The organism is Streptomyces sp. SYP-A7185, from assembly GCF_046103685.1.
Classification (GTDB): Bacteria; Actinomycetota; Actinomycetes; order Streptomycetales; family Streptomycetaceae; genus Streptomyces.
The window spans coordinates 2,604,317-2,626,244 of record NZ_CP122310.1 but is presented as its reverse complement, the minus strand read 5'-3'; the positions used below and the strand labels follow the sequence as shown (position 1 = coordinate 2,626,244).

The 21,928-nt window shown below is 70.6% G+C and carries 21 protein-coding genes; 12 read left to right on the top strand and 9 right to left on the bottom strand.

The window, feature by feature from the left end:
• The first annotated feature begins 214 nt into the window (after positions 1-214).
• The 3 genes from QBL25_RS11510 (at position 215) to moaA (ending at position 3,454) form a co-directional block, all read left to right on the top strand.
• Positions 215-634 carry a DUF485 domain-containing protein gene (locus QBL25_RS11510; protein WP_409056929.1) on the top strand — a complete coding sequence of 140 codons (420 nt, stop codon included), beginning with the start codon at positions 215-217 and terminating at the stop codon, positions 632-634.
• Positions 631-2,265: a cation acetate symporter gene (locus QBL25_RS11505; protein WP_409056928.1), complete on the top strand. Its 1,635-nt coding sequence runs from the start codon at positions 631-633 to the stop codon at positions 2,263-2,265. Before QBL25_RS11510 ends, QBL25_RS11505 begins: the two co-directional genes overlap by 4 nt.
• Before the next feature lie 181 nt (positions 2,266-2,446).
• Positions 2,447-3,454, top strand: coding sequence for a GTP 3',8-cyclase MoaA (gene moaA / locus QBL25_RS11500; RefSeq protein ID WP_409056927.1), 1,008 nt, complete (start codon positions 2,447-2,449; stop codon positions 3,452-3,454).
• Here the strand turns inward: moaA and QBL25_RS11495 are convergent.
• Both QBL25_RS11495 and QBL25_RS11490 read right to left on the bottom strand, forming a co-directional pair.
• The gene (locus tag QBL25_RS11495) at positions 3,451-3,666 is read right to left on the bottom strand and encodes a hypothetical protein (RefSeq protein ID WP_409056926.1); all 216 of its coding nucleotides are present in this window, start codon (positions 3,664-3,666) and stop codon (positions 3,451-3,453) included. The two genes, moaA and QBL25_RS11495, sit on opposite strands and share 4 nt — an antisense overlap.
• 189 nt (positions 3,667-3,855) lie before the next feature.
• On the bottom strand, positions 3,856-4,245 hold the full coding sequence (locus QBL25_RS11490; RefSeq protein ID WP_409056925.1) for a DUF3099 domain-containing protein: 390 nt from the start codon (positions 4,243-4,245) through the stop codon (positions 3,856-3,858).
• Between the two features lie 215 nt (positions 4,246-4,460).
• Here QBL25_RS11490 and QBL25_RS11485 point away from each other — a divergent pair, with 215 nt between their 5' ends.
• Positions 4,461-4,736 (top strand): GlsB/YeaQ/YmgE family stress response membrane protein, encoded by a 276-nt coding sequence (locus QBL25_RS11485; RefSeq protein WP_371529949.1) that lies wholly within the window; start codon positions 4,461-4,463, stop codon positions 4,734-4,736.
• A 100-nt stretch (positions 4,737-4,836) separates the two neighbouring features.
• Here the strand turns inward: QBL25_RS11485 and tyrS are convergent, their stop codons facing one another.
• The 3 genes from tyrS to QBL25_RS11470 form a co-directional block, all read right to left on the bottom strand.
• On the bottom strand, positions 4,837-6,111 hold the full coding sequence (gene tyrS, locus QBL25_RS11480; protein ID WP_409056924.1) for a tyrosine--tRNA ligase: 1,275 nt from the start codon (positions 6,109-6,111) through the stop codon (positions 4,837-4,839).
• Between the two features lie 74 nt (positions 6,112-6,185).
• Complete coding sequence (locus tag QBL25_RS11475; RefSeq protein WP_409056923.1) at positions 6,186-7,577, bottom strand: metallopeptidase TldD-related protein; 1,392 nt, start codon at positions 7,575-7,577, stop codon at positions 6,186-6,188.
• Positions 7,574-9,097, bottom strand: a complete 1,524-nt coding sequence (locus QBL25_RS11470; protein ID WP_409056922.1) for a TldD/PmbA family protein — start codon at positions 9,095-9,097, stop codon at positions 7,574-7,576. The genes QBL25_RS11475 and QBL25_RS11470 overlap by 4 nt, the downstream gene beginning before the upstream one ends.
• A 185-nt stretch (positions 9,098-9,282) precedes the next feature.
• On the opposite strand from QBL25_RS11470, the gene fabG reads away from it, so the two are divergent.
• The 3 genes from fabG (at position 9,283) to QBL25_RS11455 (ending at position 11,241) form a co-directional block, all read left to right on the top strand.
• Positions 9,283-10,002 (top strand): 3-oxoacyl-[acyl-carrier-protein] reductase, encoded by a 720-nt coding sequence (gene fabG, locus QBL25_RS11465; RefSeq protein WP_409056921.1) that lies wholly within the window; start codon positions 9,283-9,285, stop codon positions 10,000-10,002.
• Between the two features lie 5 nt (positions 10,003-10,007).
• Positions 10,008-10,769 carry an enoyl-ACP reductase FabI gene (gene fabI / locus QBL25_RS11460; protein WP_409056920.1) on the top strand — a complete coding sequence of 254 codons (762 nt, stop codon included), beginning with the start codon at positions 10,008-10,010 and terminating at the stop codon, positions 10,767-10,769.
• A 136-nt stretch (positions 10,770-10,905) separates the two neighbouring features.
• Positions 10,906-11,241, top strand: coding sequence for a hypothetical protein (locus tag QBL25_RS11455; RefSeq protein WP_409056919.1), 336 nt, complete (start codon positions 10,906-10,908; stop codon positions 11,239-11,241).
• A 30-nt stretch (positions 11,242-11,271) separates the two neighbouring features.
• Here QBL25_RS11455 and QBL25_RS11450 read toward each other — a convergent pair whose 3' ends face one another.
• On the bottom strand, positions 11,272-11,964 hold the full coding sequence (locus QBL25_RS11450; protein ID WP_409056918.1) for a FadR/GntR family transcriptional regulator: 693 nt from the start codon (positions 11,962-11,964) through the stop codon (positions 11,272-11,274).
• 161 nt (positions 11,965-12,125) lie between these two features.
• On the opposite strand from QBL25_RS11450, the gene QBL25_RS11445 reads away from it, so the two are divergent.
• From QBL25_RS11445 to QBL25_RS11430, 4 genes are all read left to right on the top strand, one after another.
• Positions 12,126-13,433 (top strand): CynX/NimT family MFS transporter, encoded by a 1,308-nt coding sequence (locus QBL25_RS11445; RefSeq protein WP_409056917.1) that lies wholly within the window; start codon positions 12,126-12,128, stop codon positions 13,431-13,433.
• Positions 13,434-13,553: 120 nt separating this feature from the next.
• Positions 13,554-13,670 carry an SGM_5486 family transporter-associated protein gene (locus tag QBL25_RS11440; RefSeq protein ID WP_107059069.1) on the top strand — a complete coding sequence of 39 codons (117 nt, stop codon included), beginning with the start codon at positions 13,554-13,556 and terminating at the stop codon, positions 13,668-13,670.
• Positions 13,671-13,851: 181 nt separating this feature from the next.
• Positions 13,852-14,076, top strand: a complete 225-nt coding sequence (locus tag QBL25_RS11435; RefSeq protein ID WP_409056916.1) for a hypothetical protein — start codon at positions 13,852-13,854, stop codon at positions 14,074-14,076.
• A gap of 88 nt (positions 14,077-14,164) precedes the next feature.
• Entirely contained in the window at positions 14,165-14,683 is a 519-nt protein-coding gene (locus QBL25_RS11430; protein WP_409056915.1) for a SixA phosphatase family protein, read from the top strand.
• Positions 14,684-14,766: 83 nt separating this feature from the next.
• Here the strand turns inward: QBL25_RS11430 and serB are convergent, their stop codons facing one another.
• Positions 14,767-15,981, bottom strand: coding sequence for a phosphoserine phosphatase SerB (serB, locus tag QBL25_RS11425; protein ID WP_409056914.1), 1,215 nt, complete (start codon positions 15,979-15,981; stop codon positions 14,767-14,769).
• A 293-nt stretch (positions 15,982-16,274) separates the two neighbouring features.
• Entirely contained in the window at positions 16,275-18,224 is a 1,950-nt protein-coding gene (locus QBL25_RS11420) for a streptophobe family protein (RefSeq protein ID WP_409056913.1), read from the bottom strand.
• Positions 18,225-18,490: 266 nt separating this feature from the next.
• Here QBL25_RS11420 and QBL25_RS11415 point away from each other — a divergent pair, with 266 nt between their 5' ends.
• Positions 18,491-21,088 carry an FHA domain-containing protein gene (locus QBL25_RS11415; protein WP_409056912.1) on the top strand — a complete coding sequence of 866 codons (2,598 nt, stop codon included), beginning with the start codon at positions 18,491-18,493 and terminating at the stop codon, positions 21,086-21,088.
• A 105-nt stretch (positions 21,089-21,193) separates the two neighbouring features.
• On the opposite strand, the gene QBL25_RS11410 is transcribed toward QBL25_RS11415, so the two are convergent.
• Complete coding sequence (locus tag QBL25_RS11410) at positions 21,194-21,913, bottom strand: transglycosylase SLT domain-containing protein (protein ID WP_409056911.1); 720 nt, start codon at positions 21,911-21,913, stop codon at positions 21,194-21,196.
• Positions 21,914-21,928 lie beyond the last annotated feature (15 nt).

Below are 21,928 nucleotides of genomic sequence, written 5' to 3'. Positions count from 1 at the left end.
ATGACGGGCTGTGCAGGGTGAAGCTATCCCCCGAACTCCCAGGCCAGCAATGGATTCCGGAAGAAAGCAGTGCGTCGCACCGCGCCGGGCGTGCCGCCGTGACGTTGAACAGGTAACGGAAGCAACATCGACCCCTGTCGGATCACGTCCCGTGGCCTTAGCATCGCCATCCGTGGCTCACGTGATCCGCATCACTGCCGGATCAGAGAGAGACATGGATCAGCTGTCCGTCCCCACCGCACCCGCACCACGAGGAGAAGACTCCGTGGCCCCCGATGCATCCCCACCGTCCAAGGACGGAGTAGCCCCCGCTCCCCATGCGCCGTCCACGGAAGAATTCCTCCAGGAGCAAGCGAGTCCCGAGTTCGGTGAACTCCGCAAGGCGCACCGCTCCTTCGCCTTCCCGCTGACCGTCGCCTTCATCGTCTGGTACCTCGCGTACGTCCTGCTGTCGAACTACGCGGGCGACTTCATGGGCACCAAGCTGTTCGGCAACATCAACGTCGCCCTGGTCCTCGGCCTCGCCCAGTTCCTGACCACGTTCCTCATCGCCTGGTTCTACTCGCGCCACGCCGCCACGAAGCTCGACCCCAAGGCCGAGGCGATCAAGTCCCGTATGGAGGCCGGCGCATGAGCCCCGCGCTGCACACCACCGTCCTGGCGGCGGCGTCCGACGCCTCCGAGCACCGGGCGCTGATCATCAGCCTCTTCGCGGCCTTCGTCGTCGCGACCCTCTTCATCACCGTGTGGGCGGGGCGCCAGACCAAGAGCGCCGCCGACTTCTACGCGGGCGGCCGCCAGTTCACCGGCTTCCAGAACGGCCTGGCGATCTCCGGCGACTACATGTCCGCCGCGTCCTTCCTCGGCATCGCGGGCGCCATCGCCCTCTTCGGGTACGACGGCTTCCTCTACTCCATCGGCTTCCTGGTCGCCTGGCTGGTGGCGCTGCTCCTGGTCGCCGAGCCGCTGCGCAACTCCGGCCGCTACACCATGGGCGACGTGCTGGCCTACCGCATGCGCCAGCGCCCGGTGCGCACCGCCGCGGGCACCTCCACCATCGTCGTCTCGATCTTCTACCTGCTCGCGCAGATGGCGGGCGCCGGCGTCCTGGTCTCGCTGCTGCTCGGCATCACCAGTGACGCGGGCAAGATCCTCATCGTCGCCCTGGTCGGCGTCCTGATGATCGTCTACGTCACCATCGGCGGCATGAAGGGCACCACCTGGGTGCAGATGGTCAAGGCCGTGCTGCTCATTGCGGGCACCGTCCTGATCACCTTCCTGATCCTGCTGAAGTTCAACTTCAACGTCTCCGACCTGCTCGGCACCGCCGCCTCCAACAGCGGCAAGGGCTCGGCCTTCCTGGAGCCCGGCCTCAAGTACGGCGCGAGCGGCACATCGAAGCTGGACTTCCTCTCGCTCGGCATCGCCCTGGTGCTGGGCACCGCGGGCCTGCCGCACATCCTGATCCGCTTCTACACGGTGCCGACCTCCAAGGCCGCGCGTAAGTCCGTGAACTGGGCGATCGGCATCATCGGCGCCTTCTACCTGATGACGATCGTCCTCGGCTTCGGCGCCGCCGCGCTGCTCAAGCCGGGCGACATCATCGCCTCGAACAAGGCGGGCAACACCGCGGCACCGCTCGCGGCCCTGGAGATCGGCGGCGGTGGCGACTCCACCGGCGGCGCGATCCTGCTCGCCGTGATCTCCGCGGTCGCCTTCGCCACGATCCTCGCGGTCGTCGCCGGCCTCACCCTGGCCTCGTCGTCCTCGTTCGCGCACGACATCTACGCGAACGTCATCCGCAAGGGCAAGGCCACCGAGAAGGAGGAGATGAAGGCCGCCCGCTGGTCGACCGTCTTCATCGGCATCGTGTCCATCGCGCTCGGCGCCCTGGCCCGAGATCTCAACGTGGCGGGCCTGGTCGCCCTCGCCTTCGCCGTCGCGGCCTCCGCGAACCTGCCGACGATCCTCTACAGCCTGTTCTGGAAGCGGTTCACCACGCAGGGCGCGCTCTGGTCCATCTACGGCGGACTGATCGCGGCCGTCGGCCTCGTGCTGTTCTCGCCGGTCGTCTCGGGCAAGCCCACCTCGATGTTCCCCGACGCGAACTTCGACTTCTTCCCGCTGGAGAACCCGGGCCTGATCTCCATCCCGCTGGGCTTCCTGCTCGGCTGGCTCGGCACGATGCTGTCGAAGGAGGAGCCGGACAAGGGCAAGTACGCGGAGCTGGAGGTACGGTCCCTCACGGGAACCGGAGCCCACTGATCCGCCTGGGTTCCACCTGAAACACGCACGTCAACGGCCGCGTCGTAGATCATTGGTAGATCTCTACGACGCGGCCGTACCGCTCCTCGTGGGATCGGGCCCCCGTCGTTGTCGGTCCCGTCACGTAGGCTCGTGGTATCTGGACCGGACCGGCTTGAGCAGGATCAGGGAGGGGGCCCACGTGCTCATCGACACCTACGGCCGAGTGGCCACCGATCTGCGGGTTTCGCTGACGGACAAGTGCAATCTGCGGTGCACGTACTGCATGCCCGAAGAAGGCCTGCAATGGCTGTCCAAGTCCGAGCTCCTCAGCGACGACGAGATCGTGCGTCTCGTCCGGATCGCCGTGACGCAGCTCGGGATCACCGAGGTCCGCTTCACCGGCGGCGAGCCGCTCCTGCGCCCCGGCCTCGTCGGCATCGTCGAGCGCTGCGCCCAGCTGGAGCCGCGCCCCCGGATGTCCCTGACGACGAACGGCATCGGACTCAAGCGCACCGCCGCCGCCCTCAAGGCCGCGGGCCTCGACCGGGTGAACGTCTCCCTGGACACGCTGCGCCCGGACGTCTTCAAGACCCTCACGCGCCGCGACCGCCACCAGGACGTCCTGGAAGGCCTGGAAGCGGCCCGTGACGCGGGCCTGACCCCGGTCAAGGTCAACACCGTCCTGATGCCGGGCCTGAACGACGACGAGGCCCCCGACCTCCTGGCCTGGGCCGTCGAGAACGACTACGAACTGCGGTTCATCGAGCAGATGCCCCTGGACGCCCAGCACGGCTGGAAGCGCGACGGCATGATCACCGCCGGCGACATCCTGGAGTCGCTGCGCACGCGCTTCGAGCTCACCGAGGAAGGCTCCGGCGAGCGCGGCTCCGCGCCGGCCGAGCGCTGGGTCGTGGACGGCGGCCCGCACCGCGTCGGCGTCATCGCCTCCGTCACGCGCCCGTTCTGCTCGGCCTGCGACCGCACCCGCCTGACGGCCGACGGCCAGGTCCGCACCTGCCTGTTCGCCACGGAGGAGACCGACCTGCGGGCGGCCCTGCGCGCGAACGACGAGAACAGCTCCGAGGGCTCGGACGAAGAGATCGCCCGTATCTGGAAGCTGGCCATGTGGGGCAAGAAGGCCGGCTCGGGCCTGGACGACCCGGCCTTCCTCCAGCCGGACCGCCCCATGTCGGCGATCGGCGGCTAGTCCTCCCGCGCTTCCCACTCGGCGAGGGGGACGGTCTCCTTCAACATCCCGCGCACGCCCAGGAACTGGGAGAGGTGCTCGCGGTGCTCCTCGCACGCGAGCCACGTCTTGCGGCGTTCCGGCGTGTGGATCTTCGGGTTGTTCCACGCGAGCACCCAGACCGCGGCGACGCGGCAGCCCTTGGCGGAACAGATCGGTGTTTCGTCGCTCACGAGTTACGTCCAAGTGCGGTCACAACAAGGCGACGCCGAGCAGCCACGGGGGGAGCTGCCCGGCGTCGGTCTGTCGCTCCGACGGGGGATGCGGAGCGCGTACGAAGTATGTCATGGAGGGCCCGGTGCCTGGCACCTGAACTACATGATTGATCTGAGCTTTTCTTGAGCTTGGCGCAACGTCGACGGTCAGTTCTGACGCCCCGACGGAGCGTCGGGATCACCCGGCGCGCGGGCCGCGCCGGCTTCCGGGACGGGTTCCGCGGACTCGTCGCGCAAGGGCGGCGGCGCGAGCATCGGCCGGGACGGCGCCGGTACGAAGGTCGACGGCAGCGAGGGCGCGTTCTCCCGGCCCGCGTTCGCGATCACCACGGAGATGTACGGGAGGAGGATGCCGAGCACCAGTGCGACGAGGGCGACGTGCCGCTCGACGTTCCACAGCACCGCCGCGGCAATGACCGAAAGAGTACGGATCGACATCGAGATCACGTACCGTCGCTGCCTGCCGCGCACGTCGTCCGCGAGTCCCTGCCGGGCCCCTGTGATCCGGAAGACCTGGGCGCCGCTCTGCTTCCGCATCACATTCCACCGCCTGCTCACAAGAAGCCGGGCGCTCCCCGGCCCGGACCTGCTCCACGTTACGCCGGGGCTGCGCAGCCTTCGAGACCGGGGCGGGCCCCTTCTCCGCGACCTGCCTGCGCCGTGCCACGTATGGGGGTGCCCGACATGCGCCGTATGGAGGATCGGTCGAGACTGGCCGTAATGCTCATGTTGAGCCGAATGAGGAGGCAGCTATGAGCTGGTTGTGGGCCATCGTCGTGGGATTCGTGCTGGGGCTGATCGCCAAGGCGATCCTGCCCGGTAAGCAGCACAGTCCGCTCTGGCTGACCACGATCTTCGGCATCATCGGCGCGATCATCGGCAACTCGCTTGCCTCCGCGTTCGGCATCGATGACACCCGGGGCATCGACTGGGGCCGACACGCCCTTCAGCTCGTGGCGGCACTCGTCGTCGTGGGCGTCGGAGACATGGCGTACAAGATGATCAAGGGCAACAGGCAACGCGCCTGACCCGCGGACACGCGCCACGCGCCCCTGAGCGCGCGGCAGGCGTGCGGGAGGGGCCGGTCCACCAGGACCGGCCCCTCCCGTATGTCCGTGCGGACCCCGATCAGCCCGCGGTGACCTCGACGGCCGCCAGGTTCTTCTTGCCCCGGCGCAGCACCAGCCAGCGCCCGTGCAGCAGGTCGTCGCGGGACGGGACGGCGTCCTCGGACGCGACCTTCGCGTTGTTCACGTAGGCCCCGCCCTCCTTGACCGTGCGCCGGGCAGCGGACTTGCTCGCCACCAGGCCGACCTCGGCGAAGAGGTCCACCACCGGGCCGAGCTCGGTGACCCGCACCCGCGGCAGCTCGGACAGGGCCGCGCTCAGCGTCGCCTCGTCCAGGTCGCCCAGCTCGCCGTCGCCCTGGCCGAACAGCGCCTTGGACGCGGCGATGACCGCGGCGCACTGGTCGGCGCCGTGCACCAGCGTCGTCAGCTCCTCGGCGAGCGCGCGCTGGGCCGCGCGGGCCTGCGGACGCTCCTCGGTGAGCTTCTCGAGCTCTTCGAGCTCCTCGCGGGACTTGAAGCTGAGGATGCGCGAGTACGTCGAGACGTCACGGTCGTCCACGTTCAGCCAGAACTGGTAGAACGCGTACGGCGTGGTCATCTCGGGGTCGAGCCAGACGGCGCCGCCCTCGGTCTTGCCGAACTTGGTGCCGTCCGCCTTGACCATCAGCGGCGTGGCGATCGCGTGCACGGTCGCGTCCGGCTCCAGGCGGTGGATCAGGTCGATGCCCGCGGTGAGGTTGCCCCACTGGTCGGATCCGCCCTGCTGCATCGTGCAGCCGTAGCGGCGGTACAGCTCCAGGAAGTCCATGCCCTGAAGGAGCTGGTAGCTGAACTCGGTGTACGAGATGCCCTCCTGCGACTCCAGGCGGCGGGCCACGGAGTCCTTGGTCAGCATCTTGTTCACGCGGAAGTGCTTGCCGATGTCCCGCAGGAACTCGATCGCGGACATCCCCGCGGTCCAGTCCAGGTTGTTGACCATCACCGCGGCGTTCTCGCCCTCGAAGGACAGGAACGGCTCGATCTGCGAGCGCAGCCGGGACACCCAGTTCGCGACCGTCTCCGGGTCGTTCAGGGTGCGCTCGGCGGTCGGCCGCGGGTCACCGATCTGGCCCGTGGCCCCGCCGACCAGCGCGAGCGGGCGGTGCCCGGCCTGCTGGAGCCTGCGGACCGTGAGGACCTGCACCAGGTGCCCGACGTGCAGGCTGGCCGCGGTCGGGTCGAAGCCGCAATAGAAGGTGACGGGGCCGTCCGCGAGCGCCTTGCGCAGTGCGTCTTCGTCCGTGGACAGGGAGAAAAGGCCCCGCCACTTCAGCTCGTCGACGATGTCCGTCACGGTTCTGTGTCTCCTCGGGAGATGCGGATGAGGTGTCCGGCCGGTACCGGTCGGTACCGGCCAGTCTATGGGCGTCACACGCCTTGGCTGACCGAGCTCATGTTGAAGTCGGGGATGCGCAGGGCGGGCATCGCGGCCCGGGTGAACCAGTCGCCCCACTCCCTGGGCAGCGTCTTCTCCGTGCGCCCGGCCTCCGCGGCCCGCGAGAGCAGGTCCACCGGCGACTCGTTGAAGCGGAAGTTGTTCACCTCGCCCACGACCTCGCCGTTCTCGACGAGGTAGACGCCGTCCCGGGTGAGCCCGGTGAGCAGCAGGGTCGCGGGGTCCACCTCGCGGATGTACCAGAGGCAGGTCAGGAGCAGCCCCCGTCCGGTGCCCGCGACCATCTCCTCCAGGGAGCGGTCGGTGCCGCCGTCCAGGATGAGGTTGTCGATGGCGGGGGCCACCGGCAGGCCGGTCAGGGCCGCGCTGTGCCGGCTGCTGGTCAGATGGGCCAGCTCGCCCGCCCGTACCCAGTCGGTGGCCGTCAGCGGGAGCCCGTTGTCGAAGACGGAGGAGTCGCCGCCCGAAGCGTGCGCGAGCACGAACGGGGCGGACTCCAGGCCCGGCTCGTGCGGGTCGCTGCGCAGCGTCAGGGGCAGCTCGGCGAGCCGGTCGCCGACTCGGGTGCCGCCGCCCGGCTTGGAGAACACCGTCCGGCCCTCCGCCGCGTCGCGGGCCGACGCCGACCACAGCTGGTAGATCAGCAGGTCGGCCACGGCGGTCGGCGGAAGAAGCGTCTCGTACCGCCCGGCCGGCAGGTCGATCCGGCGCCGGGCCCACCCCAGACGCGTGGCGAGCTCCGCGTCCAGCGCCGCCGGGTCCACGTCCGTGAAGTCCCGGGTGGCACGCCCCGCCCACGCGGACTTCGTGCGGTCGGGGGACTTGGCGTTCAGTTCCAGGGTGCCGTTGGGCTGGTCGTGCCGCAGGCGCAGGCCCGTCGACGTACCGAGGTAGCTCGACACGAGCTCGTGGTTCGCGAAGCCGTACAGCTCACGGCCGCCCGCGCGGGCCGTGGCGAAGGCCTCGCCGAGCGCCGGCGCGAAGCCGTCGAAGACCGCCGACGACGTCTCCGCGGGCGCGTCCCTGAAGTCCGCGGACTCCTTGCCCCCGGTGACCAGGGGCTGCGCGTCCTCGGCGGGTCCCGCCCCGCGCGCGGCGTGCTCGGCGGCGCGGACCAGCGGCTCCAGCTCGGCGGCGGTCACGGCCGAGCGCGACACGACGCCGGAGGCGGTGCCCTCCTTGCCGTCGACGGTCGCGATGACGGTCAGGGTGCGGCCGCGGGTGACGCCGTTCGTGGTCAGGGCGTTGCCCGCCCACCGCAGGTTCGCGGTCGAGTGCTCGTCGGCGATGACGACGCAGCCGTCGGCGGTGGACAGTTCGAGGGCGCGCTCGACGATCTCGTGCGGCTTGCTGTTACGGCTCATCGACCCGCCTCCTGCGTGGTGTTGAGGATGTTCACGCCCCGGAACAGGGCCGAGGGGCAGCCGTGCGAGACCGCGGCGACCTGGCCCGGCTGGGCCTTGCCGCAGTTGAAGGCGCCCCCGAGCACGTACGTCTGCGGGCCGCCGACCGCCGTCATCGAACCCCAGAAGTCGGTGGTCGTCGCCTGGTACGCGACATCGCGCAGCTGGCCGGTGATGCGGCCGTTCTCGATGCGGTAGAAGCGCTGCCCGGTGAACTGGAAGTTGTAGCGCTGCATGTCGATCGACCAGGACCGGTCGCCGACGACGTAGATGCCCCGGTCGACGCCACCGATCAGGTCCTCCGTGGAGAGCCCGCCGGGATCCGGCCGGAGCGACACGTTCGCCATGCGCTGCACCGGCACATGGCCGGGGGAGTCGGCGTACGCGCAGCCGTTGGACCGCTCGAAGCCGGTGAGCTTCGCGATGCGCCGGTCCAGCTGGTAGCCGACCAGGGTGCCGTCCTTCACCAGGTCCCAGGACTGCCCGGCCACGCCCTCGTCGTCGTACCCGATGGTCGCGAGCCCGTGCTCGGCCGTCCGGTCACCCGTCACGTTCATGATCGACGAGCCGTACGCCAGCTTGCCCAGCTGGTCGAAGGTGGCGAAGGACGTCCCGGCGTACGCCGCTTCGTAGCCGAGGGCGCGGTCCAGCTCGGTGGCGTGGCCGATGGACTCGTGGATGGTCAGCCAGAGGTTGGAGGGATCGACGACCAGGTCGTACGAACCGGCCTCCACGCTCGGCGCGCGCATCTTCTCGGCGAGGTGCTCGGGGATGCGCGCCAGCTCGGCGTCCCAGTCCCAGCCGGTCCCCGTGAGGTACTCCCAGCCGCGCCCCACCGGCGGCGCGATGGTCCGCATCGAGTCGAACTCGCCGCTCGACTCGTCGACCGCGACCGCCGTGAGCTGCGGGTGCAGCCGGACCCGCTGCTGCGTGGTCACCGTCCCCGCGGTGTCCGCGTAGAACTTGTTCTCGTGCACGGTGAGCAGCGAGGCGTCCACGTGCGAGACGCCGTCGGCGGCCAGGAGGCGCGCGCTCCACTCGGCGAGCAGCCCGCTCTTCTCCTCGTCCGGCACGGAGAAGGGGTCGATCTCGTAGGAGGAGACCCAGGTCTTGTCCGCGTGCACCGGCTCGGCGGCCAGCTCCACGCGCTCGTCCGAGCCCGCCGCCCTGATGACCTTGGCCGAGAGCTTGGCCATGGCCACGGCCTGGGACGCGACCTTCGCCGCCGCGTCCATCGTCAGGTCGACGCCCGAGGCGAACCCCCAGGTCCCGCCGTGCACGACCCGGACCGCGTACCCGAGGTCGGTGGTGTCCGAGGTGCCGGACGGCTTGGCGTCGCGCAGCCGCCAGGAGGCGCTGCGTACCCGCTCGAAGCGGAAGTCCGCGTGGTCGGCGCCCAGGGCGCGCGCACGGGCGAGCGCGGCGTCGGCGAGGGCCCTGAGCGGCAGCGCCGTGAAGGCTTCATCGATGGAATGAGGCACGGGTGTCTCCCTGCTGTCGGCACCGGTCGTTCAGATCATGTCGCGCGCGAGGGCCCGGCGGCCAGATATTTCTGTAGGGACCCGACAGTGAGTCCGGTACGCCACTGTCGGTCGTCGATTCTCCGTATGGAGCACCGTACCGATAGGTTTTCGAGGTACCAGACCGCTATCGAAAGGGTGATCCGTTGAGCCGCTCGGTTCTCGTCACCGGAGGAAACCGGGGCATCGGCCTCGCCATCGCCCGCGTCTTCGCCGACGCCGGTGACAAGGTCGCGATCACCTACCGCTCGGGTGAGCCGCCCCAGGTCCTCACGGAGCTCGGAGTCCTCGCCGTCAAGTGCGACATCACTGACACCGAGCAGGTGGAGCAGGCCTACAAGGAGATCGAGGAGAAGCACGGTCCGGTCGAGGTCCTGGTCGCCAACGCCGGGATCACCAAGGACCAGCTCCTCATGCGCATGTCCGAGGAGGACTTCACGTCCGTCCTCGACACCAACCTCACCGGCACCTTCCGTGTCGTGAAGCGTGCCAACCGCGGCATGCTGCGCGCCAAGAAGGGCCGCGTCGTGCTGATCTCCTCCGTCGTCGGCCTGATGGGCGGACCGGGGCAGGCGAACTACGCCGCCTCCAAGGCGGGACTGGTCGGTTTCGCGCGCTCGCTCGCCCGTGAGCTCGGCTCGCGCAACCTCACGTTCAACGTCGTCGCGCCCGGTTTTGTCGACACCGACATGACCAAGGTGCTCACCGACGAACAGCGGTCGAACATCGTGGCCCAGGTGCCGCTCGGCCGTTACGCGCAGCCCGAGGAGATCGCCGCCGCGGTGAAGTTCCTCGCCTCGGACGACGCCTCGTACATCACTGGAGCCGTCATCCCCGTTGACGGCGGATTGGGCATGGGTCACTGATCACCATGAGCGGAATTCTCGAAGGCAAGAAGATCCTCGTCACCGGTGTGCTGACGGAGGCGTCCATCGCCTTCCACGCGGCCAAGGTCGCTCAGGAGCAGGGCGCCGAGGTCATCCTGACCGCCTTCCCGCGGCCCACGCTCACCGAGCGCATCGCCAAGAAGCTCCCGAAGCCCGCCAAGGTCATCGAGCTCGACGTCACCAACCAGGAGCACCTGGACCGCCTCGCGGGCGTCGTGAAGGACGAGCTGGGCAGCCTCGACGGCATCGTGCACTCCATCGGCTTCGCCCCGCAGGGCGCCTTCAACTTCCTCGAGGCGACCTTCGAGGACGTCGCCACGGCGATGCACGTCTCGGCGTTCTCCCTGAAGTCGCTCACCATGGCCTGCCGCCCCGTGATGCCGAACGGCGGCTCCGTCGTGGGCCTCACCTTCGACGCGCAGTTCGCCTGGCCGAAGTACGACTGGATGGGCCCGGCCAAGGCCGCCCTGGAGGCAACGAGCCGCTACCTCGCCCGCGACCTGGGCAAGGAGAACATCCGCTGCAACATGATCTCGGCGGGTCCGATCGGCTCCATGGCCGCCAAGTCCATCCCGGGCTTCGGCGAGCTCGCGGACGTCTGGAACACCCGCTCCCCGCTGGACTGGGACATGGCCGACCCGGAGCCCGCGGGCCGCGGCATCGTCGCGCTGCTCTCGGACTTCTTCCCCAAGACGACGGGCGAGATCGTCCACGTCGACGGCGGCGTGCACATGATGGGCGCCTGACCAGGCATTCCGTACGCTCCTGACGCCCCGTCTACCGCACAGCGCGGGAGGCGGGGCGTCACCCGTACGGCCCACTGACCAGGCGCGGGCGGGGAACAACCGCGCACCCTGAGGTGTGCGCCCGTCACCTCCTGCGGTGCTCGCCGCTCTCACCCTGCTGATCGCCCTGCCGTACGGCGCCGCGTCGCACGCCGTCTCGGAGGCGACGCCATCCCGCGCGCGCGGGGAGGCGTCCGCGCCCAGGCCGTTCGGCGCGGAGTGCCGCACCAGCGTCGAGGGTTCGGAGGCGGTCGCGTACTGCCACAACCCGTACCCCGAGACCGACCGGGTGCGGCTGCACGTGGAGTGCGACCAGTGGTGGGACATCGACAGCGACGGCGCCCGGGTCGAGGCCGGGCCCGCGCAGACCGTGCGGCTCACCGGCCGCTGCTGGAAAGAGATCCGGACGGTCTGGGTCAGCCACGAGAAGTGAGAGCCAGGGGCGGGCGGGCCCCTGCGCGCGTCACGGCCGCGCGGTGCCGTCGAACAGTTCCCTGCGGCACATGAAGGGGTAGCCCGCGGCCTCCTTGGCCGCCGCTTCCTCGTCGTGCTCACGGATCGCGTCGACGAGCCGGGCGTGGTCCATGTGGCTCTCGGGGGTCAGCTCCTCGCCGATGTCCTCGCGCAGCCAGTCCACCATCACCTCGCCGAGGTCGGCGTACATCGCGGTCATCGCGTCGTTGTGGGACGCGGCCACGACGGCCAGGTGGAAGGTCGCGTCGGCCGCCACGAAGGCTTCCGCGTCGCCGGACGCCCAGGCCGCCTCACGGCGCTCCAGGAGGGCGTCGAGCTGCTTGAGGTCGCGCTCCGTGCGGCGGCGCGCGGCCAGCTTCGCCGCGCTCGACTCCAGCGTGCTGCGCAGCTCCGCGATGTGCCGCGGGTCCGTCCCGGCGAACCTGCGCTGCATCACGCCGGCCAGTTCGCTCGTCGCCACCACGTAGGTGCCCGAGCCCTGGCGGATGTCCAGCAGGCCGTTGTGCGCGAGGGCGCGGACCGCCTCCCGGACGGTGTTGCGCGCCACGCCCAGCTGCTCGACCAGCTCGGGCTCGGTGGGGATGCGGGAGCCGACCGGCCACTCGCCCGAGGAGATCTGGTTGCGCAGCTCGGCGATGACCTGCTCGGAGAGCGCCGAGCGGTGAGGGGTGGTCAGCGGCATGACATTCCTTCGTGCGCGAGGTGACGGGCGGGCCGTGCGGGACGGGCGGGCCGTGCGAGAACGGGACCGTGCGGGAGCGGGGCCGTGCGGGACGAGGTTAACGGGCGGTGTGACGCATTCGGATTGGACAGCCAATCATCCCATGATTCTATGATGGCCCCATGGCTAGTGAGGAAACCACGACGATGACACCGACACCCACCCCGCCGGCACGCACCGGAGCGGCGCACGGAGCGGCGGAGAAACAGCCCGCCACGCGCGCGTGGGCGACGCGTCTGGTCATGGTCGGCATCGTCCTGGCCGCCCTCAACCTCCGTCCGGGCATCACCAGCCTCGGCTCCCTCCTCGAAGAGGTGCGTGACGGGCTCGGCATGAGCGGCACGCTCGCCGGGCTCCTCACCTCCGTCCCGCCGCTCTGCTTCGCCGTCTTCGGCGTGATGGCACCCCGGCTCGCCCGCCGGTTCGGCCCCAGCGCGGTGGTCTGCGCGGGCATGGTGGCCATCGCCACGGGCCTGGCGATCCGCCCCTTCCTGGGCGGCACCGTCGGCTTCCTCGCCGCGAGCGCGCTCGCCCTCATGGGCATCGCGGTCAGCAACGTCCTGATGCCGGTGATCGTCAAGCGCTGGTTCCCCGACCGGGTCGGCTCGATGACCGGGCTCTACTCGATGGCGCTCGCGCTCGGCACGTCCCTCGCCGCGGCCGTCACGGTCCCCGTGACCGACGCGCTGGGCGGCAGTTGGCAGTCCGGGCTCGCGGTGTGGGCGGCCCTCGCCGTCGTCGCCGTCGTGCCCTGGGTACCGCTCGTGCGGGACCGCGGCGCCGCGTCGGCCGCCGCCCCGGAGCACGTCAGCCCCGAGGTGCGCCAGGAGGACGCGGGACTGCGCATCACGCGCAGCCGTACGGCGTGGGCGCTCGCCGTCTTCTTCGGGCTCCAGGCCACCGCCGCGTACATCACGATGGGCTGGATGCCGCAGATCTTCCGTGACGCCGGGGTGCCGGCGGGGGAGGCCGGCGTGCTCCTCGCCGTCATCATGGCGATGGGCGTGCCGCTGGCCTTCGTGATCCCGCGGGTCGCCACCCGGCTGCCGAACCAGGGCCCCGTGGTGGTCGTGCTCGGCGCCTGCGGTCTCGCCGGCTACGCCGGCCTCTACCTCGCCCCCGCGGGCGGCGCCTGGGTCTGGGCCCTGCTGCTCGGCGTCTCCAACTGCGCCTTCCCGCTGGCCCTCACGATGGTCGGCATGCGGGCCAAGAGCAGTGTGGGCGTCGCCAAGCTCTCCGCCTTCGCGCAGAGCACGGGCTACCTGATCTCGATCCCGGGGCCGCTCCTGGTGGGCGTGCTCTACCAGCACAGCGGTGGCTGGGGGCTGCCGATCGCGCTCATGGCGGGCCTCATGGTGCCGCAGATCGTGGTGGGCATCCTCGCGGGCCGCAACCGCACGGTCGAGGACGAGATCGCGGCGGCCGCCTGACCCGGGCGCTCCCGCGCCTCCTTCGTCCGGCCACCGAACGGCCGCTCTCGCAACCTGGGGGCGGCCGTTCGGGTCACCCCCGGCGGCAGGTCCCCGGACAAAGGGTGCGACACTCTCCCCATGCCAGTGCTCGACCCGAACCCCCAGAACGGCCAGAAGAAGCTGCTCATCGTGCTCGGCGCGATGCTGGCCATCACCGTGATCATCGGGATCATCGCCTCCATCGCCTCGCCGTGACCGCCACACCGTGAACTGACCCCGGCGCGGCCCGTGGTGGTGCTAGCACCACCATCCCCTAGGGGGTCAGTGTCAGGGTCAAGTGGGTGGATCACCGGATGTGCTGAGGGTCGCCGGATCCGTACCTTCGAGATGTGGCCGCGAGGACGCGGCACGCAGGACCGAGGACCACGGAGGCGGCATGTCGGCCCGTTCGCACACCCGGCGCGACCCGGGAGCCCGCCAGGACTCCGCGAGCGTCGAGATCCAGCTCCCGTGGTGGGCCATCGCCCTCCCCGCCGTGGCCTTCGCGGCCCTGCTCCTGCTCATCTTGAACCCCGCCGACGCACACGCCGCCGGCGGCGACCCGGTCGTCACACACGTGCTCGAACGCCTCCAGGAGACCGTGTTCCGCACGAGCCCGTGACCTGCCCCCGACGGCCGCCGTCACCCGTGGTGGGGGAGCACACCAACTCCCTGCGCCCACTGGCGGGTTTCATGCGAAGCTGGGACGCATGAGCGTCGCAGAACCCCGCAGGATTGTCCTTTTCCGGCATGCGAAGGCCGACTGGCCGCAGGTGACCGACCATGAGCGGCCCCTCGCGGAGCGCGGCCGCAAGGATGCCCCCGTCGCCGGACGCAAGCTGGCCGACAGCGGCATCCCCTTCGACCTGGCCCTCTGCTCGACCGCCGCCAGGACCCGCGAGACATGGAAGCTCGCCGTCCATGAGCTGCCGCACCGGCCCAAGACCATTTACGAGGAGCGGCTGTACGAAGCCTCTCCGGGCGAGCTGATCGCCGTGCTCAACGAAACCCCGGACGACGTCCAGAACGTCGTGCTGATCGGCCACAACCCCGGAGTGCAGGGGCTCGCCGACGTCCTCGCGGGCTCGTCCGAGGGCGACGCCCGCACGAGAATGGACCGCCGTGGCTTCCCGACGTCCGCCTTCGCCGTCCTGACGTACTCCGGCTCGTGGAAGGCCCTCGAACCGGGCGTCGGCACGCTCGCCGACTACTGGGCGCCCTCCGAGTAGACCCTCGCACACGTACGCCGATGGCCCCCGTACCGCAGTGGTACGGGGGCCATCGGCGTACGTGCGCGACCGGCGGCCCGGGCTCAGTCGGTGTGGGTGTCCGCCGCCTCGACCTCTTCCCGGGTGACGCCCAGGAGGTAGAGGACGGTGTCGAGGAAGGGGACGTTCACCGCGGTGTGCGCGGCCTCCCGGACCAGAGGCTTGGCGTTGAAGGCGACCCCGAGGCCGGCCGCGTTCAGCATGTCGAGGTCGTTGGCGCCGTCACCGATCGCGACCGTCTGCTCCAGCGGCACCCCGGCCTCGGCGGCGAAGCGGCGCAGCAGCCGGGCCTTGCCCGCGCGGTCCACGATCTCGCCGGTCACCTTGCCGGTGAGCTTGCCGTCGACGATCTCCAGGGTGTTGGCCTGGGCGAAGTCGAGACCGAGACGTTCCTTCAGATCGTCGGTCACCTGGGTGAACCCGCCCGACACGACGCCCACTTGGTAGCCCAGGCGCTTGAGCGTACGGATGAGGGTGCGGGCGCCGGGCGTGAGGCGGACCTCGGTGCGGACCTTCTCGACGACCGAGGCGTCGAGCCCCGCGAGGAGCTCCACGCGCGCGTGCAGGGACTGCTCGAAGTCCAGCTCGCCGCGCATCGCGGCCTCGGTCACCTCGGCGACCTTCTCCTCGCAGCCCGCGTGCGCCGCGAAGAGCTCGATCACCTCGTCCTGGATGAGGGTCGAGTCGACGTCCATCACGATGAGCCGCTGGGCGCGGCGGTGCAGACCCGCCGCGACGACGGCCACGTCCACGCCGAGCGCTGCGGCCTCCAGGGCGAGGGCGGTGCGCAGCGGCTCGGTCTCCGTGCCGGACACGGCGAACTCCACTGCCGTGACGGGGTACTTGGCGAGCCGGAAGATACGGTCGATGTTGCCGCCGGTGGCGGTGATGCTGGCGGCGATGGCGGCGGTCGACTCGGCGGTCAGGGGATGGCCGAGCACGGTGACGTGCGAACGGCCCAGGCCACGCGGGCGGTTGTCGCCGATGCCCGAGATGATCTCGGCCTGCATCTTCAGGGACTCGGCCCAGCTGTGCACGGTGGACCGCAGGTCGCCCTCCAGGCCGGCCGGCGGCTCGGTCACGAGCGCGCACAGCACGATGCGGCCACGGGTGACGACCTGCTCGATGTCGACGACGTCGACGGAGTAGGCGGCGAGGGTGTCGAAGAGGCCTGCGGTGATTCCGGGACGGTCCTTGCCGAAGATCTTGACGAGGAGCGTCGGGACGTCAACGGGGGGCGGGGGCTGCGAAGCGCTCATGGTGCGCCCACCGTATCCGGCGCCCCTGCCCACCCGCCGGGGTGGTCCGCGTACCGGACACGCCCCGCCCCCGCCGGGGCACCACCACGGTCCACCCTTGGCCGGGCCCTTCGGCGCCGCCGCCACGGTGGGTGGGGGGTGACTGTCGTGAGGCAGAGCAGGTGGGGTTCCGCCCTCGTGGTTTCTGCCTCGGGGGCGTGTCCGGTTCGCCGCCGGGAATCGGGTGGGCGGGTGGGGACCATCGCCGCGAAGCGGCGGCTCGCCGGGATCGCCCGGCTGCCGGGCAGCAGTTCCTAGCTCTCCTCGCCGCCCCGCGGCCCCCGCGGCCCCCGCGGCCCCCGCCTCGGCGGCGGTGGTGGTGGTGGCGGTGGCGGCGGGGGCCAGTCGCCTCCGTTGCCCGAGGAGCGCGGGCGTGGCTTCGGTTTCGGCGGCGGGGGAGGCGTCACCGGACCGATCACCGTCGGCGCCCCGGAGACGTCGCTCGGCGGCCGGAGGTAGGGGTTGGTGTCAGGGTTCGCGGGCCGGAAGGGCGCACTCGGGCTGTACGGCCCCGGGGCGCCGTGCTGCCCCGGAGCCCCAGGCTGCCCCGGAGCGCCAGCCCCTCCAGCAGTGCCGGGCTGCCCGGGACCACCAGGCTGCCCCGGAACCCCGGACTGCCCCGCAGCGCCCCGCTGCCCGGAAGCCCCAGCCGGCCCCTCAGACCCACGCGCCCCCGCAGCACCAGCCACCCCATGACCAGCCACCCCCGCACCTTCACCCCCCGGAGCCCCCGCACCCCCAGCGCCCTGCGCCCCCGCACCCGACCCCAACCCCCCAGCCACCCCCGCGGCAGCGGCCAGCGGGGATGTCCGGCCCCCCGCAGCCCCGCTCGCCACCGCGAGCAGCGCCCCCACCGCTCCCGCGCCGGCCCCCCACGCCGCCCCCAGGAGCACGGCCATGCCCAGCTGTCCGTGCAGTTCGATCCCCGCGCCGAACGCGTCGAAGCCCAGTACCGACAGTGACGCGTCCGCCGACACCCCCGTCAGCCACACCATCAGCGGCAGCGCGAGCGCCGTCAGCACGCCAAGGCGCACCGCGCACTGCCCCGCGAACCTCAGGGCGCCCGTCTCGCCCCGTGAGTAAGGAGTGCGGACGGCGGTCAGCACCCCGGCGAACAGGATCATCAGGGCCGCCGCGACGCCCAGGAGCCACACCCTGCTGTCCAGTTCGGCGAGCCGCCCCAGCGTCACCGCCTCGCCCCCCGAGCCGCCCGCGCCCCCCGACCCGGTCAGGAGGTCGTCCAGCGGATCCGGCAGGAGCTTCGCGAGCTCCCCCGTCGCCTCGCCGTCCCACGGCACGAAGAGCCCGACCGGCACCCCGAGCCACACCCCGTTCGGCGCCCCCAGGAGCGCGGCGCCCGCGATCCGCTTGGGGTGGGCGTCGCCGATCATCGCGTACAGCGCCGCCGCGAGCCCGGCGAGCACCGCCACGAGCGCCACCGTCACCAGCGCGGACGCGCCAGGCCGCACCACCCGGTGCACGGCGTCCCACCCGCGTGGCAGCGGCGTACGACGCGAGGCGAGCAGCGCGATCACCAGGACGCCGATCACCCACACCGCCCCGCCGAGCAGCGTCGGAGCCAGGTCCACCGTGAAGCCGACGTCCGCCTTCGCCTTGGCGAGATCGCCGAGCCGGTCGGGCAGCAGCCCGCCGATGTCGCCGAGCCCGTCGGGAAGTTTGTCCGTGATGTCGTCGGGGAGCTGGTCGATCCCCTTGTCGATGCCCTGATCGATCCCCAGCTGATCACCGTCGATCGTGATGATGTCGTGACCCGCCCACGCGAGCCCGCCGAGCGTCGCCAGAAAGAGGACGATCACCGCACCCGCGCGCGCCGCCAGCTCGGCGGGCGAGATCACAACTCCCGCCGCGCGCAGGGAGCGTAGGAAAAAATACGCAAGGAGAACCGCCCCCGCGAGTCCCACGCCCAGCGGCGTGACGTCGATCGCGGTGGTCGCCTCGGCGCCCTCCAGGCCGAACGCCGACACGTCACCGGACGGCGTCACCGAGCCGCCCGCGCCGAGCGCCACGACGGCGGCCGTCATCGGGCCGAGCGAGGCCACGGCGTCCGCGCCGAGAAGGTGGAGGCCGAGCGCCGCCGTACCGGCCATGCCGACCAGGGCCCAGCTCACGGCGGCGACGGCGGAGAGCAGGACATCGCCCCACCGCACGCCGCCCCGGTCTTCGACGTGATTCCCGCCGGTCATCATCAGGCCCCCCCGACTCCCGCAGCGTCGCCCCTTTCATACGGGATGTGCGCAATGCGCATGATCCGTATGCACTCATGGGCGGTTACTACTCTCCGGGCCGGTTTCTGCCCCGTCAACGGGGCGGTCCCGCGGGCCCGTACGCAGTCTTCACAAGGCCCGACTTTCGGTCAGAGGCCTCCGCCTGAAATAGTTCCTCCCGATGTTCGACATCCCTAGACTCCCCATATGGGGGCTAGCTCGGGGGACAACTCAGTGGGGCTGGAGTGCCGGAACTCGTACTGGAATTGAATGGAAGGACCTGGACGCTCGATCCGTCCAGGTCATACACCCTCGGACGTGATCCGCAGGGGGATCTCGCGCTTGACGACGCCAGGGTGTCCTGGCGTCATGCCACGATCAGCTGGAGCGGCCGCAGTTGGGTCATCGAGGACCACGGCAGCACCAACGGCACCTTTGTGCAGGGCCAGCGGATCCACCAGATGGAAATCGGCCCGGGCTCGGCCGTGAACCTGGGCAACGCGACCGACGGCCCGCGGCTGAACGTGTCCGGCAGCGCCTCGGGCGCCGCCGTCTCCGCGCCGCAGCAGGCCGCCGCCCAGCAGGCACCGGCCCACCAGGCGCCGCAGCACCATGGCCAGCAGCAGGGCGGACCCGGCTGGGCCGCCCAGGCCTCCCAGCAGCAGGCGCCGCAGTACCCGGCGCAGCAGCAGGTGCCCCAGCAGCAGGGCTGGCCGCAGCCCCAGCAGCAGGCTCAGCACCAGCAGCATCAGCAGCCCCAGCAGCAGGTCCCGCAGCAGCAGGGCCCTGGCGGGGGTTCCGGCGGTGTCGCGGGGGCCCCGCCGGTCTACGGTGATCGCAGCCCCACGACGTTCCACCAGCTCTCGCTCGGCCGCAAGATGCGCATCGGCCGCGCCCTGGAGAACGAACTGGTCGTCTCCGACCTCCAGGTCTCCCGGCACCACGCCGAGTTCACGGCCACTCCGGACGGCCGCTTCGAGATCCACGACCTCGGCTCGCACAACGGCACGTACATCAACGGTCAGCCGGTCGCGAAGTCGGGCACGGCCCTCATCGGCCCGAACGACATCGTCAGCGTCGGCCACTCGACGTTCCGGCTCGTCGGCGACCGGCTCGAGGAGTTCGTCGACACCGGTGAGATCTCCTTCTCCGCCCGCCACCTGACGGTGACGGTCGACGGCGGCAAGGACATCCTCAAGGACGTCTCCTTCGGCGTCCCGGAGAAGTCGCTCATCGCGGTCATCGGCCCCTCGGGCTCCGGAAAGTCCACGCTCCTCAAGGCGCTCACCGGTTACCGGCCCGCCAACAAGGGCGACGTCCTCTACGACAACCGGAACCTCTACAAGCAGTTCGCCGAGCTGCGCCAGCGCATCGGTCTGGTCCCGCAGGACGACATCCTGCACAAGGAACTGACCGTCAAGAAGGCCCTCAAGTACGCCGCCAAGCTGCGCTTCCCCTCGGACACCAGCGAGCAGGAGCGCGAGCAGCGGATCGACGAGGTCCTGCGCGAGCTCAAGCTGGACATCCACAAGGAGAAGAAGGTCACCTCCCTCTCCGGTGGCCAGCGCAAGCGCGTCTCGGTGGCCCTGGAGCTCCTCACCAAGCCGTCGCTGATCTTCCTGGACGAGCCCACCTCGGGCCTCGACCCGGGCATGGACCGTGACGTCATGCAGCTCCTGCGCGGCCTCGCGGACGACGGCCGTACGGTCCTGGTCGTCACGCACTCGGTCGCCGAGCTGGCGATCTGCGACAAGCTCCTGGTGATGGCGCCGGGCGGCTCGGTCGCGTACTTCGGTCCGCCGGAGGAAGCGCTCAACTTCTTCGGCTACCAGACGTGGGCGGACGTGTTCTCGGCGTTCGAGAACTACCGCGACTACGACTGGGCGGGCCGCTGGAAGGGCTCGCAGCACTACCAGATGTACGCCGCCGACATCGACGCCGTGGCCGCGCAGTCGGTCCACATGCCGCCGCCGCAGGCGATCAGGCCGCCCAAGCCGCAGGGCTGGGGCTCGCAGCTGTGGACCCTGATCCGCCGCTACACCTCGGTGATCGCCTCGGACAAGGGCTTCCTGGGCCTGATGGTGATCCTGCCCGCGGTCCTCGGCATCGTCAGCGTCGTCATTCCGGCCGACTTCGGGCTCGGCCCGCCCAAGCCGCCGTCCAAGTTCAACGGCGACGCGGGAACGATCATGCTGATCCTCGCGGTCGGCATGTGCTTCTCGGGCGCCGCCAACTCCGTACGAGAGCTGATCAAGGAACGGGTCATCTACGAACGGGAGCGGGCCACCGGCCTCTCCCGCTCGGCGTACCTGATGTCCAAGGTCATCGTCCTCGGCGTGATCACGGCCTTCCAGGGCGTCATCATCTGCGGAATCGGTTTCGCGACGCGCGACATGCCGGCCGAGGGCCTGATCATGCCGCCGGCCGTCGAGATCTGCCTGGTCATCATCGCCCTGGGCTTCACCTCGATGATGTTCGGCCTGGTCATCTCCTCGCTGGTGAAGACCGCCGAGAAGACCATGCCGCTCCTGGTGATGTTCGCGATCGTCCAGGTCGTCTTCACCGGCGTGCTCTTCCAGGTCTACGGCTCGCCGGGCCTGGAGCAGTTCGCCTGGCTGATGCCGTCGCGCTGGGCCATCGCCGGCGCCGGCGCCACGCTGGACCTCGCGCACCTCATGCCGCCGTGGGACCCGAAGAAGCCGGGCGACCTCGACCCGCTGTGGGAGCACTCCGCGGGCCAGTGGGGTCTGAACATCACGATCCTGCTCCTGATCGGTGTCGCCTGCGGCTTCGCGGTGGCGCGGCTGCTGCGCCGCCACGAGCCCGAGGTCATGCGCAAGTAAGCACGCCTCGCCGGACAGGCGAGAAGGGCGGCACCCCGTGTGGGGTGCCGCCCTTCGGCGTCCGCAGAGCCTCGGTGAAGAGGTCCGTTGATCAGAAGATCAGGCTCAGTAGGCGCTGTTCACGTTGTCCATCGAGCCGTAGCGGTCGGCCGCGTAGTTGGCCGCGGCCGTGATGTTGGCGACCGGGTCGTAGATGTTCGTGGACGTGCCCTCGACGTGGTACGCGTCGAACGTCGGCTGGATGACCTGGAGCAGGCCGACGGACGGGGTGCCGTTGATGGCGTTGATGTCCCAGCCGTTCTTGGCGTTCGGGTTGCCCGCGGACTCCCGGATGATGTTGCGGTGCAGGCCCTCGTAGGAGCCGGGGATGCCCTTGGACTTCATGATGTCCAGGGACTGGCGGATCCAGCCGTCGAGGTTGTTGGCGTAGACCGGCTTGCGCGCGGCGGCACGGCTCGCGGCTTCCTTGGCCTTGCGCTCGTCCTCGGCCTTCTTCTTGGCCGCGGCCTCCTCGTCGGCCCGCTTCTTCGCGGCGGCGTCGGCCTCGGCCTTCGCCTTCGCGGCGGCGGCGTCCTTGGCCTGCTTGTCGGCGGTGTTCCGCTGCTTGATGACACCGGCGTGGACGGCCTGCTGGGCGTCGACGTTCTGCTTGAAGGCCACCGGGGCGGCCTCGATGCTCCCGGTCTCGGTTCCGGCGTCGGCGCTGCCCGGCACGAGCGAGAACGCGAGGGCGGCGGCGCCGAGCGTGGCGACACCGGCGATCGTGAACTTCTGGGTCTTGGTCGGCGCGGGGCGACTATGACCAGGGGTGCTGAGCTTGGACATGCGGAGGGACCTCTT

Bases quoted from the DNA above. Each gene is read 5' to 3' on its own strand.
- QBL25_RS11440 (WP_107059069.1), top strand. From the start codon at position 13,554: ATGCCAGTGCTCGACCCGAACCCCCAGAACGGCCAGAAGAAGCTGCTC.
- QBL25_RS11490 (WP_409056925.1), bottom strand. From the start codon at position 4,245: ATGCGGAAGCAGAGCGGCGCCCAGGTCTTCCGGATCACAGGGGCCCGG.
- QBL25_RS11485 (WP_371529949.1), top strand. From the start codon at position 4,461: ATGAGCTGGTTGTGGGCCATCGTCGTGGGATTCGTGCTGGGGCTGATC.
- QBL25_RS11430 (WP_409056915.1), top strand. From the start codon at position 14,165: ATGAGCGTCGCAGAACCCCGCAGGATTGTCCTTTTCCGGCATGCGAAG.
- QBL25_RS11435 (WP_409056916.1), top strand. From the start codon at position 13,852: ATGTCGGCCCGTTCGCACACCCGGCGCGACCCGGGAGCCCGCCAGGAC.
- QBL25_RS11410 (WP_409056911.1), bottom strand. From the start codon at position 21,913: ATGTCCAAGCTCAGCACCCCTGGTCATAGTCGCCCCGCGCCGACCAAG.
- QBL25_RS11505 (WP_409056928.1), top strand. From the start codon at position 631: ATGAGCCCCGCGCTGCACACCACCGTCCTGGCGGCGGCGTCCGACGCC.
- QBL25_RS11420 (WP_409056913.1), bottom strand. From the start codon at position 18,224: ATGACCGGCGGGAATCACGTCGAAGACCGGGGCGGCGTGCGGTGGGGC.
- fabI (WP_409056920.1), top strand. From the start codon at position 10,008: ATGAGCGGAATTCTCGAAGGCAAGAAGATCCTCGTCACCGGTGTGCTG.
- serB (WP_409056914.1), bottom strand. From the start codon at position 15,981: ATGAGCGCTTCGCAGCCCCCGCCCCCCGTTGACGTCCCGACGCTCCTC.
- QBL25_RS11445 (WP_409056917.1), top strand. From the start codon at position 12,126: ATGGCTAGTGAGGAAACCACGACGATGACACCGACACCCACCCCGCCG.
- QBL25_RS11510 (WP_409056929.1), top strand. From the start codon at position 215: ATGGATCAGCTGTCCGTCCCCACCGCACCCGCACCACGAGGAGAAGAC.
- QBL25_RS11475 (WP_409056923.1), bottom strand. From the start codon at position 7,577: ATGAGCCGTAACAGCAAGCCGCACGAGATCGTCGAGCGCGCCCTCGAA.
- QBL25_RS11450 (WP_409056918.1), bottom strand. From the start codon at position 11,964: ATGCCGCTGACCACCCCTCACCGCTCGGCGCTCTCCGAGCAGGTCATC.